Raw genomic sequence first — 15,224 nt, 5'->3', positions numbered from 1 at the left:
GGTGCGTCGTGGGTGCAGGGGTGCTGGGTGGTCGGGTGCGGGTGCGGGGCCTCCGGGGCAGGGCCCTGGACCGTATATTTTTGGCGCCGGTGCCCGGAGAAGTTCGGTGAACCCAAGGTTGGCGCCACAAATACACGACAGCGTCCAGGACCCCACCCCTGCGACCCCGCCCCCTCCCGTCTCGTCGCCGACCACCCGCCTGACGGACACGCGGAGAGCAGCATGCCGCTGATGCCAACGCCTGGCCGCCTTCGACTGTCCGACGCGAGTCGTAGGGTGGCCACGTGTCTGTCAGCCGTACCTGGACCCCCTCGGGGCCCTATGACCTCGCGCGCAACCTGTGCGTACTCCAGCGGGGGCCGGGGGATCCGGCGTTCCGGGTCGGCGGGGACGGCGCGTTCTGGCGGGCGAGCCGGACGCCGGAGGGACCCGGCACCATCCGCATCGCACGTCACGGCGGCGACATCGAGGCCCACGCCTGGGGGCCGGGGGCACAGTGGCTGCTCGACGGGCTTCCCTCACTGCTCGGCGCTGACGACGACCCGTCCGATTTCACCCCGCGCCACCGCCTCGTTCACGAGGCCCACCGCCGCAACCCCGGGCTGCGACTCATCCGCACCGGGTTGGTCCTCGAATCGCTGGTCCCCTCGATCCTCGAGCAGAAGGTCACCAGCGACGAGGCGTACCGGGCTTGGCGGTTGCTGCTTCAGCGCCACGGCGAGCCCGCGCCGGGTCCGGCCGAGCGGATGCGGGTGATGCCCGATCCACGCGCCTGGTCGCTGATCCCGTCCTGGGAGTGGCACAAGGCGGGTGTCGACTCCAAGCGTTCGGCGACGATCCTGCGGGCCGTCCGGGTCGCCAGGCGACTGGAGGAGGCCGCGGCCATGGACCTCGCCGCCGCCTCCGCCCGCCTCCAGCTGATACCGGGCATCGGGCCCTGGACGGCGGCCGAGACCCTTCAGCGCAGCAACGGCACTCCGGACGCGATCACGGTCGGGGACCTCCATCTGCCGCGCATCGTCGGCTACGCGCTCACCGGTCAGCGCGGTACGGACGACGCGGAGATGCTCGAACTGCTGGCCCCCTACTCGGGCCAGCGCCACCGGGCAGCCCGGTTGATCCTGCTGTCCGGGCGCACCCCGCCGCGCCGCGCACCCCGCTTCGCGGTCAGGGACTTTCGCGCCATGTAATCGGGGAAGTCGGCGACGAGAGGGCTGCCCGGCCGTGGCATCAGCGGCATGCTGCTCTCCGCGTGTCCGTCAGGCGGGTGGTCGGCGACGAGACGGGAGGGGGCGGGGTCGCAGGGGTGGGGTCCTGGACGCTGTCGTGTATTTGTGGCGCCAACCTTGGGTTCACCGAACTTCTCCGGGCACCGGCGCCAAAAATATACGGTCCAGGGCCCTGCCCCGGAGGCCCCGCACCCGCACCCGACCACCCAGCACCCCTGCACCCACAACGCACCCGCACCCGCGCCCGCGCCCGCGCCCCGCACCCACAACGGACCTACTGGTCGGAAGAGAACCGCACCGCCCCCGCCGGAATGTCCGCCCCGCACCACACCCGTACGCCGTCCCGCAGTTCGTTGTCCGCGCCCACCAGCGCGCCGTCGCCGATCACGGCGCCCTGCAAGACCGTGCGCGCCCCGACCCGCGCGCCCGCGCCGACGAGGGAGTCGCGCACCTGCGCGCCCTCTTCGACGATCGCGCCCTCCAGCACCGCGCTGCCCTCGATCCGCGCGCCCGCGCCCACCCGGGCCTGGGGGCCGATCACCGTGCCGCCGGACAGCTTGGCGTCGACCGCCACCGACGCGCTGTCCAGGACCAGTCGGTCACCGCAGCGCCCCGGCACGGCCGGGGAGGGGGCGCGGCCCAGGACCAGGTCGGCCGAGCCGCGGACGAACGCCTGCGGGGTGCCGAGGTCGAGCCAGTACGTGGAGTCGACCATGCCCTGGAGATGGGCGCCCGCCTCCAGCAGCCCGGGGAAGGTCTCGCGTTCGACGGAGACCGGGCGGTCGGCGGGGATGGCGTCGATGACCGAGCGGTTGAAGACGTACGCGCCCGCGTTGATCTGGTCGGTGACGATCTCCTCGGGGGTCTGCGGCTTCTCCAGGAAGGCGGTGACCCGGCCGTCGGCGTCGGTCGGCACCAGCCCGTACGCACGCGGGTCGGTGACCCGGGTGAGGTGGAGGGAGACATCGGCGCCGGCGGTGCGGTGGGTGTCGACGAGGGCGCGGATGTCGAGACCGGTGAGGATGTCGCCGTTGAAGATGAGCACCGGGTCGTCCGGACCGGAGTGCAGCCGGGACGCGACGTTGCGGATGGCGCCACCGGTGCCGAGCGGCTCCTCCTCGGTGACGTACTCCAGATGCAGCCCGAGTGAGGACCCGTCACCGAAGTACGGCTCGAAGACCTCGGCGAGGTAGGACGTGGCGAGCACGATGTGCTCGACCCCGGCGGCACGGGCGCGGGCGAGTTGATGGGTGAGGAACGGCACACCGGCCGCCGGGACCATCGGTTTGGGGGTGTGCACCGTCATGGGTCGCAACCGGGTCCCCTTGCCGCCGACCAGGAGGATCGCTTCTGGCGTTGATGGCGCTGTGGTCACGTATCGTCTCTGCTTCCTACTGGGGCTCCGGGCCGGGCCAGTGTAGGCAGATCCGCGGACCGCGCCTGGTCAGCGCCCCTGGAGCCGGGCCGCGGTGCGGCGTACCGAGCCGAGCTTGTCGTAGAGAAGCTGCCCGGGGCAGTCCGTGGCGAAGCCGTCGCGGTGTCCCGAGATCACGTTGAGCCTCACACTGGTGCCCTCTGTGTACTTGTTCCCGCCACCGGACACCAGGTGGACCACGGCCCTCGGATTCCTGTCATAGAGGCCCAGTTTCCACGCGGTGAGCTCGGCGATCGCGTTCACCGCCTTCTTGGACGGCTGCTCGGCGTCGAAGGTTCCGAGAACGGCGACACCCATGCTCTTGGCATTGAATCCGCGGGTGTGCGCGCCGATCACAGCCTTGGCCACCCCGCCGGCTCGGCCCTCGTAGATGTTTCCGCACTTGTCGACGGTGAAGTTGTAGCCGTAGTCACGCCATCCCATGCTCTTGACGTGGTAGCGGTAGATACCGCGCAAAAGGGTGGGCACGTCCGAGCAGTTGTAGGCATTGCCTGTCACCGTGTGGTGGAGGAAGGCGACTTTGATGGTCCTGCTGTAGGCGTGGTCCTTCTCACGGAGAGTCTCGTCGGCACCCCATCCGGCGCGGGTGATGATGCGGGGCTTGGGGGCGGTGTGCGGTGCGGTGGTGGCGGGGAGCGAGGGGGACGCCGAGGGGGCGGAGGGTTTCGCGGGTGCCGCGGGCTTGAGGGGCTTGAGGGGATTCGTGGGCTTCAGGGGATTCACCGGTTTCACGGGTTTCACCGGTTTCACCGGTTTCACCGGCCTCCGCTTCGGCGAAGGAACCGGTCGCGTCGGATGCGCACGGGGCGCCGCGGCGGGCGCGGTGCCCGCCTCCCCCGGGTTCACCAGTTGCAGCCGCGTCCCCACCGGCAGTGCCGTGCCCGCCGTCCGCATCGGACCGGGCCGGACCCGTGCCTGCACCCCGTCGGCGTCGCCGACCCACAGCGGTGCCGTGCCGCCGTGTGCGCGGGTGCCGCCGCTCTCCGGCGAGGTGGGGTCGGGGGCTTCGTCCCCGTAGGGGGCGAGGTCGCGCCAGGCGGACCACAGACCGGTGCCGGTCGCACGCGTACGGATCTGCACCCGGGCGCCGAGTTCCGCGTCGGCGTTGTCCCAGACGACGCCGACCAGCGAGAACGGCCGTACGCCCTGCGCGGCCACCTCCTGGGCGCCGCCGGGCGCGACCGCGCTCCGCGCGAGTCCACCGCCGAGCGGGCGCAGGGGCAGCGACTGGATGCTGCCCGGCTGGGTACCACGGGGGTGGGCGGAGGCGGTGTGGAGGGCGAGCGGGAGGGCGAAGGCGGCGGTGCACACGAGGCCGATCGAGGATGCAAGAAATGCGCGCATGTGGAAAATCGTGGACATAGCCTGACAGAACTGTCCATTCGGGAGCCGGTCCGGAGCCCGGCCCGGGTGGTGGCCGAACCCTCGCGCACCCCGCTCGGGGCGAGGGGCGGCCGCGTACGCTTGCGCGGGTGAACGCCACCGATCGCACCCCTGCCGACCTGCTGCGATCCGCACTCGCCGCGGACCCGGCCCGCCCGCTTGTGACCTTCTACGACGACGCGACGGGTGAACGCGTCGAACTCTCCGTAGCCACCTTCGCCAATTGGGTGGCGAAGACCGCCAATCTGCTACAGGACGATCTGTCCGCCGCGCCGGGCGACCGGCTGGCGCTGCTGCTGCCCGCCCACTGGCAGACCGCGGTGTGGCTGCTGGCCTGCTCGTCGGTGGGTGTGGTCGCGGAGGTCGGGGGCGACCCGGCCGGGGCCGATGTGGTCGTCAGCGGCCCGGACACCCTGGAGGAGGCGCGGGCGTGCTCCGGGGAGCGGATGGCGCTGGCACTGCGCCCGATGGGCGGCCGGTTTCCGCAGCCGCCACAGGGGTTCGCGGACTACGCGGTGGAGGTGCCGAGCCAGGGCGATCGCTTCACGCCGTACGCCCCGGTGGACCCGGACGCGCCCGCGCTCACCGTCGGCGGGCTGGAGCTGACGGCGGCCGAGCTGGTGGAGCGGGCGCGCGCGGACGCGGCCGGGCGGGGGCTCGGGCCCGGTTCCCGGGTGCTGTCGGGGCTGGCGTACGACGGCTGGGAGGGGCTGTCGTACGGCCTGTTCGCGCCGCTGGCCTCGGGCGGCTCGGTGGTGCTGTGCCGCCATCTGGACCAGCTCGACGAGCGGGCGCTGGCCGAGCGCCGGGAGAGCGAGCGCGTCACCGAGAGCGCCTGATGGAGGGCCGGGCGGTCCTCGGGGACCGCCCGGACGTCCCCTGACCCGTCCGGCGGACTGCGGGCCGAGCCCACGGGCCGCGCCGCCCACCCCGCGCGATGATCGACGGATACGTACAACCATGTGCGGGGTTCGCATGTCTGTCCCAATAATTCGGGAACCCAGCACGCGACGCCGGTCCGCCCCACCGGCGTGGACCACGGGTGGGAGGACGCGGACGTGACGACAGACAGCCCGGACACGGTGCCCAGAGACGGGCGGCGATGGCTGCGTGTGCTCGCGCTGGGCGTGGCCGTGCTGGTGCTGTCGATCGCCGGGACGGGCTGGTGGTTCTACGAACGCCTCGACGGCAATATCCGCACCGACACCCGGACCGCGGACGAGTTGCGGAAGTACGAGGCGGAGCGGCCGGCGTCGATGGTGCGGGACGCGCAGAACATCCTGCTGATCGGCTCGGACAACCGCGGCGGCAAGGGCAACCGCAAATACGGCCGGGACACCGGCACCCAGCGCTCGGACACCACGATCCTGCTGCATCTCCAGGCGAACGGCAGGGGCGCCACGGCGGTCTCGATCCCGCGCGACCTGATGGTGGACATCCCCGGCTGCGACCGGGCGAGCGGAAAGCGGATGGCGGCCCGGTTCGCCCAGTTCAACTGGGCGTTCGAGTACGGCGGGGCGGCCTGCACGATCCGCACGGTGGAGAAGCTCACCGGGATCCGCGTGGACCACCATGTGATCGTGGACTTCACCGGCTTCAAGAAGCTGGTGAACGCGGTCGGGGGCGTGGAGGTCTGTCTGAAGGAGTCCGTCGACGACACCGATGCGCATCTGCGGCTGCCCGCGGGGCGTCAGGTTCTCCACGGTGAGCAGGCCCTCGGTTATGTACGGGCCCGGTACAGCATCGGTAACGGAAGCGACACCGAGCGTATCGGCCGCCAGCAGGAGTTCCTGGGCTCGCTTGTGAAGAAAGTGCAGAGCAATGGTGTGCTGCTCAACCCGCGGAAGCTCTATCCCGTGCTCAACGCTGCCACCTCGTCACTGACCACGGATCCGGGGCTGGATTCGCTCAAGGACCTGTACGACCTGGTCCGGGGGGTCCGGAACATCCCCCGGGAGAAAATCCGTTTCCTCACGATTCCGCGACAGCCCTATACGTACAACAAGAACCGTGATGAGCTCGTCCAGCCCGACGCCGATCACTTGTTCCGGCAGTTGCGGCTCGACCAGCCGGTCTCCGTGACACGTTCCGTCACGTCCACGACGGAGGAAGATCCGAAGGCTGTGGACCGCAGCCCCTACCAAGGAACGACGGCGGCCCGTGACATCTGCGACTAAGTACACAAAGCCTGGGGCACGGACTCGTGAAGGGCGGGGAAAGGATTGGGCAGAATGCCCAGTTGTAGGGAAGTGGAATTTGTCACCGGCGTCGCTTGGCGCTGAACTGGGCGGATAGTGTGAGCGATCCGGTGCGCTCTACGAGGTGGCCGCGCACTGTGAGGAAGACGGATGGGAGCGCCTTGAAGGGGAGGCGCCGCGTGGCACCAACGGAGGACACAGGCGACCGTGGACGCGCAAGGCGATGGGCGGGCGGACGATTTCGACGCCGCCGATCAGTGGGTGTTCGACCCGAACACCGGGAGCTACGAACTGCGGCTGAACAATGCCGCGACACCGGCTGATTCCGCCGGGACACCGCAGGCCCCCAGATCCGCGAGTCGGCGTCGTACGCCCGAGTCCGAGCAGCGGGGGCGCCGGCGGGCGGACAAGCGGGAAGAGGCCCCGTCGGGGCCGGCCAGTCGGCGCAAGCCGAAGCCGAAGAAGTCCAAGGGGAAGAAGATCCTCTTGTGGACCAGCGGCTCGCTGGCCTTTCTGTTGGTCGGCGGTGCGGCGGCGGCGTACTTCGTCTATCAGCAACTCAACGGCAACATCAAGAAGGTCGATGTCGGCGAGAACAACGCCGCGGTCGCCGACGGCCCGATGAATATCCTGCTCATCGGTACCGACCGGCGTGACGGCAAGGGGAACAAGGGCTACGGCGACGCGGGCAGCGTCGGCCACGCCGACACCACACTGCTGTTCCACGTCTCGGAGGACCGGTCGAACGCGACCGTGCTGAGCTTCCCGCGGGACATGATCACCGATATCCCGGACTGCAAGACGAAGCAGGACGACGGCTCGTTCAAGAACATCCCGGGCGAGAAGGAAGTGCGCTTCAACACCAGCCTGGGACAGGAGGAGCGGGATCCCGGCTGTACCTGGCAGACGGTGGAGAAGATCACCGGCCTGAACATCAACCACTTCATGATGGCCGACTTCAACGCGGTCAAGGAGTTGTCCACGGCGGTCGGCGGAGTGGATGTCTGCCTCGGCAAGGACATCAACGACCCCAAGTCCCATCTGAACCTGAAGAAGGGCCGGCACACGGTCGAGGGCGAGGAGGCCCTGGCGTTCGTCCGGACCCGGCACGCGGTGGGCTTCGGCGGCGATCTGGACCGGATCAAGCTGCAACAGCAGTTCCTCAGTTCACTGATGCGCAAGATGAAGTCGAGCGGTTCGCTCACCAACCCGGCCAAGACCTGGAAGCTGGCCCAGTCGGCCACCAAGGCGCTGACGGTGGACACCGGGATCGGAACGGTCAGCAAGCTGGCCGAACTGGGCAAGAACCTGAGCAAGGTCGATCTGAAGAACATCACCTTCGCGACGGTCCCGGTGGTCGACAACACCGACGGCGCCACGGTGCTGCTGGACAAGACCAAGGCCGAGCCGCTGTTCCAGATGGTGCGGCAGGACGTCTCGCTGACCGAGGTCAAGAAGAAGCAGAAGGCGGCCAAGGACAAGCAGGCGGCCCGGCTCAAGGGTCCCAAGGCCGAGCCCGCCGACGTCCGGGTCAAGGTGCTCAACGGCAGCGGGAAGTTCGGCGCCGCGCAGGAGACCGTCGACTGGATGCAGAACACCGAGGGGATGCTCCGCACCAGCAACGGCGGAAACGCTCCTTCGGAGCTGAAGAAGACCACCCTGGAGTACGCGCCGAACCAGGCCGACCAGGCCCGGCGGCTGGCCGACAGCATGGGACTGCCCGCCTCCGCGATGAAGGAGGGCACCAAGGACGCCGAGCCGATGGCCGAGATGAAGCTGACGCTCGGGGGGGACTTCAAGGGCGCGGGTACACCGATCGCCGCCCCGTCGAAGGCGCCGAAGGACATCCAGAGGGTCGAGGCCGACGACAAGAACATCTGCGCCAAGTGACCGTCGCCGGCCGGCGGAGCAGGCTCGCCCCTCGGACCGGCCCACAACTGAAGCAGGAGCCGGGGAGGCCCGATGCGGCAGAGCAAAGTGCGGGGGGAGAGACAGCGGCACGCCGCTGTGCCCGAACCCCGCGATCCGCGCGATCCGGGTGAGGATGACAGCCCACCGGAAGGGGAGGGCCCCGCGCCGGACGGCGCGGGGCACCGCCGGGGCGGCGCGCGCCGCCCCAAGCGCAGCCGGGGCGTGCGAATACTGCGCTGGACCGCGTTGACCCTCGCCGTGCTGGTGCTCGGCGCGGCCGGTGCCGGATATCTCTACTACCAGCACCTCAACGGCAATCTGCGGAAGGAGGAGCTGGACCTCGGCGACAGCAAGATCGGCAAGCCCGAGCCCAACGCCGCGGGCCAGACCCCTCTGAACATCCTCCTCATAGGCTCCGACAGCCGGAACAGCGCGGAGAACGTCAAGCTGGGCGGCGCCAAGCAGGACGCCGACCGCAAGCCGCTGGCCGATGTGCAGATGCTGGTGCATGTCTCGGCCGACCGCAGCAATATGTCGGTGGTCAGCATCCCCCGTGACACCCGGGTGACCATCCCCCGGTGCACCGACCCCAAGACCGGTGAGGTCTATCCGAAGACCGAGGCGGCCATCAACCAGTCGCTCCAGCACGGCGGTCCGGGCTGTACGGTCGCCGCCTGGAAGGCGCTGACCGGGGTCTACATCGATCACTTCATGATGATCGACTTCTCCGGGGTGGTGTCCATGGCGGACGCCGTCGGCGGCGTCCCGGTGTGTGTCCGGGACAACGTCTACTCCCACGACAGCAAGGGCCATGGCTCCGGTCTGCGGCTGACGAAGGGCACCCACAGCGTCAAGGGCGTCCAGGCCCTCCAGTGGCTGCGCACCCGCTACGGCTTCGAGGACAACACCGACATCGGCCGCGCCAAGGCCCAGCACATGTATATGACCTCGATGATCCGGCAGCTGAAGGCGGGCACCAAGCTCAGCGATCCGGGCAAGCTGATGGACCTGGCGGAGGCCGCGACCAAGGCGCTGACCGTCGACCGCGGCCTGGGCACCGTCAAGCACCTCTACGACCTGGGCAATGACCTCAAGCGGGTGCCGACCAAGCGGACCACCATGATCACCATGCCCTGGGAGTACGGCGGCGGCGGTGAGTATGTGAAGCCCAAGCCGGGCGATGCCGAGCAGACCTTCTCACTGCTGCGCAACGACATCGCGATGGACGGCAAGGACAAGAAGAAGCCCGACCACACCCCGGCGCCCACCGCCCCCAAGGGCGAGCTCCCGGTGGTGGTGCAGAACGGCACGTCCAGCACGGTCCTGGGGCCGGTGTCCGGCCGGGCCGGTGTGATCACCTCCGAGCTGGTCCGGCTCGGCTACGCCAAGGCCACCGCGAGCACCGTCCTCACCTCGCAGGCCGACACCACCGTGCGGTACCCCGACGAGGCCCGGCAGGGCGACGCGCTGGCCGTGGCCAAGGCGCTGAAGCTGCCGAAGTCCGCGGTGAAGTCGTCGAAGTCGGTGCAGGACGTGACGCTCGTGGTGGGCAACGACTGGCGTGAGGGCACCGTCTACCCCAAGCCGGCGAAGGAGGACGACGGCAAGACACCCGAGAGCGCCGACGCCCTCAACGGCGAGGACAAGGGGGCATGTATGAAGGTGAATCCGCAGTACACCTTCTGATCCGCTGCTCATCCCGCGCGAACGACGAGGGGGCCGGACCCGGTCCGGGTCCGGCCCCCTAAGGCGGTTCGGCTGCGCCCCGAGGCGGAGCGGCTCAGCTCTCGGCCATGACCGCCGGGCGGCGGCTGGCGATGACCTTCTTGGCGAGCGACCGCGGGCTGGTCAGAAAGCCCCAGCCCCACGACATGTGCATGGTGGCCAGCGCGACCGGGATCCGCAGCCGGGCCGCGAGCGGCAGCCCCTTGCCCGCCGGGACCGAGCCCGCGGTGATGGCCGCCAGATAGCCCCCGGGGATCACCAGACCCCACGGAGTGACGGCCGCGCCCACGACCAGGCCCGCCGCGATGGCGATCACGGCGGTCGGCGGGGCCAGATAGCGCAGATTGATCGAGCCCTGGTGGAAGCGGGCCACCACATGGCGCCAGCGCCCGTAGTCCTTGTACTGCTTGGCCAGCGCCCGCACGCTGGGCCGCGGCCGGTAGGAGACCTTCAGGTCGGGCGAGAACCAGATCAGCCCGCCCGCCTCACGGATGCGGAAGTTCAGCTCCCAGTCCTGGGCACGGATGAACTCCTCGTTGTAGCCGCCCTGTTGCTCCAGCGCCGCACGGCGGAAGACGCCCAGATAGACGGTCTCGGCCGGGGCCGCCTCGCCGCCGGTGTGGAACGCGGCGTTGCCGACCCCGATCTTGGAGGTCATGGCGGCTGCGACGGCGTGCTCCCAGTCGTTCTCGCCCTCGGCGTGCATGATGCCGCCGACGTTCTGCGCGCCGGTCTCCTCCAGGAGCCGCACGGCCGTCGCGATGTAGTCCGGGGACAGCATGCCGTGGCCGTCGACGCGGACCACCACCGGATGACGGGACGCCTTGATCGCGGCGTTCAGCGCGGCGGGAGTGCGGCCCGTGGGGTTGGGCACGGTGTGCACCCGGGGGTCCTCGGCGACCAGCTCGGCGGCGATCTCGTCGGTGCGGTCGGTGGACGGGCCGAGGGCGATCACCACCTCCATCTCACCGGCGTACTCCTGCTCCAGGATGTGCCGCACGGAGTTGCGCAGATGGCGTTCCTCATTGAGCACCGGCATGATCACGGAGACGGCCGGGAGCTGATGCGGGGGCATGGCACCTCGGGGTTTTTGGGGGTCGACCCCCGGAAGACTGCGGGTATCGGGCCCACGTTACCGCGTATGGGGGATACCGGAGCGCGCCGCCCGGGTGGCAGCGGGCGGCACCGGCGGCGTGGGGCCGCCAAGGCGCTCATCGTATGGGCCTACGGTGAGGCGATTCCGCTCCGCCCGCCTGTCACGGAGGTCTTGCGCCAGTGAGAGCACCGGCCCGTATCCCTCGCCCGCCGCGCCCCCGCTCCGGCCACCGTCCCCGCTGGGGGCTGCGGATGGCCGCCGGGGCCTCCGGTCTGGTGCTGGCCGTCAGCGGTATCGGACATCTGCTGGTCCGGGAGCTGGAATCCGGGATCCACCGGGTCGATGTCTTCGACGACCTGGACAACCGGCCCAAGGGCGGTGGCGGGGGCGTCAACTTCCTGGTGGTGGGCACGGACGGCCGGGACCGGATCACCCCGCAGGAGAAGACGCTCTACCGGCTGGGCGGCGAGCCCTGCCACTGCACGGACACGATCATGCTGGTGCATCTGTCGGGCGACCGCCGCCGCGCCAGTGTGGTCAGTCTGCCCCGGGACTCCTACGCCGAGATTCCCGCGTACACCGACCCCACCGGCAGACGGCACCCCACGCATCCGCAGAAGCTCAACGCCGCCTACGCCGAGGGCGGCCCCGGTCTGACGGTGCGCACCGTCGAGCATCTGACCGGTGTCCATGTGGACCACTACCTCGAGGTGGACTTCACCAGCTTCATGAAGACGGTGGACGTGGTGGGCGGGGTGAAGGTGTGTACGGCACGGCGGCTGAAGGACGACCACACCGGTCTTGACCTGCCGGTCGGCAGCCATGTGCTGAACGGCGGCCAGGCGCTGCAATACGTCCGCTCCCGGCATATCGACGGCACCTCCGACCTGGGCCGGATCCAGCGCCAGCAGCGGTTCATGGCATCGGTGATCGACCAGACCACCACCGGGGGCGTCCTCTTCAACCCGGTGAAGTTCAACAAGGTGGCCACCACTCTGCTGGGCTCGGTCCGAGCCGACCATGGTTTCGGAGCGGAGGACCTGGTGGAGCTGGGCCGGGCGATGCACGGGTTCACCCCGGCGTCGTCGGAGTTCGCCTCGGTGCCGGTGGATCTGCCCGGCATCCCGGTCAAGGGGGTCGGCTCCACGCTGCGCTGGGACGAGGAGAAGGCGGCACGGCTGTTCACGGCGATCCGCGAGGACCGGCCGCTGACGGTGCACCACACCAGGAAGCCGAGCGGTGTCCCGGTCGATGTGGCTCCCGCCCGGGTCAAGGTGCATGTGCTCAACGGCACCACCGAGTCGGGGCTGGCCCGGCGCGCGGACCGCGCGCTGCACGCCGCCGGTTTCGCCACCACCGGCTCCCCGGCCGACGCGGCGGTCTCGGGCGTCAAGCGCACGGTGATCACCTACGACCCGGTCTGGAGCCGTTCGGTGCGCTCGCTGGCAGCCGCGCTGCCCGGTGCCAAACTGCGGCCGGTCGCCAAGCACGGTGCGGTGATGCAGGTCACGGTGGGCCAGGACTACAAGGGCGTCCGCAAGGTGCGGCCCGAGGGGCCGCGTCCGGCCGAGAACGGCATCGAGGCCGTCACCGGCGACGAGGTCGCCTGCCCCTAGGCGGCTGGTTGGCCCCCACAACCCGGGCCTGCCGACCCTGCCGTCCGCCGCGCTCCGCGGTCTCCGGCTCGGCGGTCCGGCTCTGGCCGCGGCCCGCGGAGTAGACCCCGACCAGCGCCGTGACCAGCCCCATGAGCTGGGTGATCAGGCCGAGCCAGGTGGTCGTCAGGGCCGGGGAGTTTCCCGTCACGTCCTCGGCGAGCTGCCGCCCGGCTGGCCGAGGCGGTCCGGAGGCCCCGGGCGGGCTCTCGCCGGGGGTTCCGCCAGGGCCGGAGGTGACCGGCGAGGTCGGCGGGCTGGTGGGCGGCGACGGGGGCGAGGTGGGCGGGGAGGTGATCGGAGAGGTGGTGGGCGGGGACGGTGAGGTGGTTCCGGTGCCGGTGTTACCGGGCTTGGGGGTGACCGTCCGCACCGGATTCACCGTCAGCACGGTCAGCCCGCCCGCGGAGAGCAGGGTGCCGGCGAACAGCAGCCCGATGGCGGCCAGCAGCACGGTGGCCTGGATCTTGAGGACGGCGAGGGTACCGCGTTGCGGAGGGCGCCACATGGGCCCCACTGTAGAAACGAAACGCGCGCGGCGGGTAACTCTCCGTTACGCCTGTCGGGGCACAACGTCCGCCCGGTTACAGCTCCTCGGCGGTGCGGCGGGCGCGCAGTTCCCGGATCGCGCGGCGGCGGGCGAGCCGGTGGGTGCGCCGGATCTCGGCCTCCTGGTAGCGCCGCTTGTCGCGTTCGGACTCGGGTATCACCGGGGGTACCGCCCGGGGCTTGCCGTCGGCGTCGACCGCGGCGAAGACCAGATAGGCGCTGCCGACCTGGGTGGCGGGGGTGGATTCGTTCCACCGCTCGGCCAGTACCCGCACCCCGACCTCCATGGAGGACCGCCCGGTCCAGTTGACCTGGGCCTTCACATGGACGAGGTCGCCGACCCGGACCGGCTCGAGAAAGGCCATCTCGTCCATCGACGCGGTGACCGCGGGGCCCTCGGAGTGGCGTCCGGCGACCGCTCCCGCCGCGTCGTCCACCAATTTCATGATCACGCCGCCGTGCACGGTGCCGAGGAGGTTCGTATCACTGTTGGTCATGATGTGCGACAGCGTGGTACGGGAGGCGGAGGTGGGCTTACCCGGAAGCTCCGCTTCCGCACCCTGGGCCTGAATGGTCATGCCGTCCACCATATGCGGGGCGGGATTCTTATCAGCTCTGCAACAGAGGTGCCCCGATACGGCACCCGGCCTGTATGGGCACCCACCCGACCAGGCACACTGCCTTGCATGAGCGATTGGCCCCAGGGATGGACCGGCGACCGCAACGACCGGTATGGACGTGGCAGCGGCAGCTCCGAACCGGAAGGGGCCCGCGCGATGCCGCAGGTCAGGCGTGCGGTGCCGGGTGCGGGCGGCCCGCCGTCGGATGAGCCGCCGTTGCCGCCGAGCATGTCGCCGCGCGGCAGGGTGCCGCAGCAGCACGCGTCCCCGGGCTACGACGACTACGACGACGGTTACAACACCGGACAGGTCTACGGCGGCGGCAGGGGCGGACCCGGAGACGGCGCCCCCGGCCCGGCCCGGCCCAAGAACTGGAAGCGCCGGATAACCATCGGCCTGGTGACCTTCCTCGTCCTGCTGCTGGCCGTCGGTATCGGCACCTACTTCTGGGCCGACTCCAAGCTGCGCCGCGAGGTCGACCTGAGCAAGGTCGAGGACCGGCCCGAAGGCGGCAAGGGCACCAACTACCTGATCGTCGGTTCCGACAGCCGTGAGGGGCTGTCCGCCGAGGAGAAGAAGAAGCTGCACACCGGCTCCGCCGAGGGCCGCCGCACCGACTCCATGATCCTTCTCCACGTCGGTGACAACGGAAACACCATGATCAGCCTCCCGCGTGACTCCTATGTCACCATCCCGGCCTTCACCGGCTCGGAGAGCGGCAAGCGGATCCCCCAGAGCCAGAACAAGCTGAACGCGTCGTACTCCTCCGAGGGCCCCTCGCTGCTGGTCCGGACGATCGAGTACAACACCGGTCTGAAGATCGACCACTACGCGGAGATCGGCTTCGACGGCTTCGCCAAGCTGGTCGACGGGGTCGGCGGGGTGGAGATCGACATCCCGCAGGACATGAAGGAGAAGAACTCCGGGACCGACCTCAAGAAGGGCAAGCAGACGCTGGACGGCCAGCAGGCGCTCGCCTTCGTCCGGCAGCGCTACGGCCTGGCGGGCGGCGACCTGGACCGCACCAAGAACCAGCAGAAGTTCCTGTCGGCGCTCGCCAACGAGGCGGCCTCGCCCAGTACGCTGCTCAACCCCTTCACGCTCTACCCGACGATGAGCGCCGGTCTGGACAACCTGGTCGTCGACAAGGACATGAGCCTGTGGGATGTGAAGGACATGTTCTTCGCGATGAAGAGCGTCTCCGGCGGTGACGGCAAGCAGATGAACATGCCCGTCTCCAACCCCGGCCTCTCCACTCCCCAGGGCAGCGCGGTGCAGTGGGACATGCCCAAGGTCAAGGAGCTGGTGAGCCAGCTGAAGAACGACGAGAAGGTCACCGTCTCCTCGAGCAACTGAGAAACATGACGAAGGCGGGGGCATCGCGTGTGCGATGCCCCCGCCTTTGTCGTGTCCGCCGGGCGCC

Annotated in this window: 12 protein-coding genes; 7 read left to right on the top strand and 5 right to left on the bottom strand. The window is 70.0% G+C overall.

Annotated features, from left to right (window positions below; translation table 11 throughout):
* Window positions 1–284 precede the first annotated feature (284 nt).
* Window positions 285–1,190, top strand: a complete 906-nt coding sequence (locus AC4BEG_RS20860; RefSeq protein ID WP_490701264.1) for a DNA-3-methyladenine glycosylase family protein — start codon at window positions 285–287, stop codon at window positions 1,188–1,190.
* A gap of 313 nt (window positions 1,191–1,503) precedes the next feature.
* On the opposite strand, the gene manB is transcribed toward AC4BEG_RS20860, so the two are convergent.
* Both manB and AC4BEG_RS20850 read right to left on the bottom strand, forming a co-directional pair.
* Window positions 1,504–2,535, bottom strand: a complete 1,032-nt coding sequence (gene manB, locus AC4BEG_RS20855) for a mannose-1-phosphate guanylyltransferase (protein WP_490707150.1) — start codon at window positions 2,533–2,535, stop codon at window positions 1,504–1,506.
* Window positions 2,536–2,673: 138 nt separating this feature from the next.
* Window positions 2,674–4,008 carry a peptidoglycan recognition protein family protein gene (locus tag AC4BEG_RS20850; protein ID WP_490701263.1) on the bottom strand — a complete coding sequence of 445 codons (1,335 nt, stop codon included), beginning with the start codon at window positions 4,006–4,008 and terminating at the stop codon, window positions 2,674–2,676.
* Window positions 4,009–4,136: 128 nt separating this feature from the next.
* Between AC4BEG_RS20850 and AC4BEG_RS20845 the strand changes: the two genes are divergently transcribed.
* The 4 genes from AC4BEG_RS20845 to AC4BEG_RS20830 all read left to right on the top strand — a co-directional run bounded on the left by AC4BEG_RS20845 (window position 4,137) and on the right by AC4BEG_RS20830 (window position 9,842).
* Window positions 4,137–4,886, top strand: coding sequence for a TIGR03089 family protein (locus AC4BEG_RS20845; protein ID WP_490701262.1), 750 nt, complete (start codon window positions 4,137–4,139; stop codon window positions 4,884–4,886).
* Window positions 4,887–5,105: 219 nt separating this feature from the next.
* Window positions 5,106–6,224, top strand: a complete 1,119-nt coding sequence (locus AC4BEG_RS20840) for an LCP family protein (protein ID WP_490701261.1) — start codon at window positions 5,106–5,108, stop codon at window positions 6,222–6,224.
* A 228-nt stretch (window positions 6,225–6,452) separates the two neighbouring features.
* Window positions 6,453–8,135, top strand: coding sequence for an LCP family protein (locus AC4BEG_RS20835; protein WP_490701260.1), 1,683 nt, complete (start codon window positions 6,453–6,455; stop codon window positions 8,133–8,135).
* A gap of 72 nt (window positions 8,136–8,207) precedes the next feature.
* Window positions 8,208–9,842 carry an LCP family protein gene (locus AC4BEG_RS20830; protein ID WP_490701259.1) on the top strand — a complete coding sequence of 545 codons (1,635 nt, stop codon included), beginning with the start codon at window positions 8,208–8,210 and terminating at the stop codon, window positions 9,840–9,842.
* 94 nt (window positions 9,843–9,936) lie between these two features.
* On the opposite strand, the gene AC4BEG_RS20825 is transcribed toward AC4BEG_RS20830, so the two are convergent.
* Window positions 9,937–10,956 (bottom strand): glycosyltransferase family 2 protein, encoded by a 1,020-nt coding sequence (locus AC4BEG_RS20825; protein ID WP_490701258.1) that lies wholly within the window; start codon window positions 10,954–10,956, stop codon window positions 9,937–9,939.
* Between the two features lie 200 nt (window positions 10,957–11,156).
* On the opposite strand from AC4BEG_RS20825, the gene AC4BEG_RS20820 reads away from it, so the two are divergent.
* Entirely contained in the window at window positions 11,157–12,593 is a 1,437-nt protein-coding gene (locus AC4BEG_RS20820) for an LCP family protein (protein ID WP_490701257.1), read from the top strand.
* Here AC4BEG_RS20820 and AC4BEG_RS20815 read toward each other — a convergent pair.
* Both AC4BEG_RS20815 and AC4BEG_RS20810 read right to left on the bottom strand, forming a co-directional pair.
* A complete protein-coding gene (locus tag AC4BEG_RS20815) occupies window positions 12,565–13,140 on the bottom strand; it encodes a hypothetical protein (protein WP_490701256.1) in 576 nt (191 codons plus the stop codon). The two genes, AC4BEG_RS20820 and AC4BEG_RS20815, sit on opposite strands and share 29 nt — an antisense overlap.
* Window positions 13,141–13,216: 76 nt before the next feature.
* The gene (locus AC4BEG_RS20810) at window positions 13,217–13,771 is read right to left on the bottom strand and encodes an acyl-CoA thioesterase (protein ID WP_490701255.1); all 555 of its coding nucleotides are present in this window, start codon (window positions 13,769–13,771) and stop codon (window positions 13,217–13,219) included.
* 96 nt (window positions 13,772–13,867) lie between these two features.
* On the opposite strand from AC4BEG_RS20810, the gene AC4BEG_RS20805 reads away from it, so the two are divergent.
* Window positions 13,868–15,157: an LCP family protein gene (locus tag AC4BEG_RS20805; protein WP_490701254.1), complete on the top strand. Its 1,290-nt coding sequence runs from the start codon at window positions 13,868–13,870 to the stop codon at window positions 15,155–15,157.
* Window positions 15,158–15,224: the final 67 nt, after the last annotated feature.

It is taken from the genome of Streptomyces sp. JLBJ103 (assembly GCF_058215575.1).
The sequence above is the reverse complement of the archived record's forward strand: the minus strand, read 5'-3'. Positions and strand labels throughout refer to the sequence as shown.

What these genes read in the sequence shown, in the direction of transcription:
- AC4BEG_RS20825 (WP_490701258.1), bottom strand. Translation starts at nt 10,956, where the DNA reads ATGCCCCCGCATCAGCTCCCGGCCGTCTCCGTGATCATGCCGGTGCTC.
- AC4BEG_RS20815 (WP_490701256.1), bottom strand. Translation starts at nt 13,140, where the DNA reads ATGTGGCGCCCTCCGCAACGCGGTACCCTCGCCGTCCTCAAGATCCAG.
- AC4BEG_RS20810 (WP_490701255.1), bottom strand. Translation starts at nt 13,771, where the DNA reads ATGGTGGACGGCATGACCATTCAGGCCCAGGGTGCGGAAGCGGAGCTT.
- manB (WP_490707150.1), bottom strand. Translation starts at nt 2,535, where the DNA reads ATGACGGTGCACACCCCCAAACCGATGGTCCCGGCGGCCGGTGTGCCG.
- AC4BEG_RS20805 (WP_490701254.1), top strand. Translation starts at nt 13,868, where the DNA reads ATGAGCGATTGGCCCCAGGGATGGACCGGCGACCGCAACGACCGGTAT.
- AC4BEG_RS20850 (WP_490701263.1), bottom strand. Translation starts at nt 4,008, where the DNA reads ATGCGCGCATTTCTTGCATCCTCGATCGGCCTCGTGTGCACCGCCGCC.
- AC4BEG_RS20830 (WP_490701259.1), top strand. Translation starts at nt 8,208, where the DNA reads ATGCGGCAGAGCAAAGTGCGGGGGGAGAGACAGCGGCACGCCGCTGTG.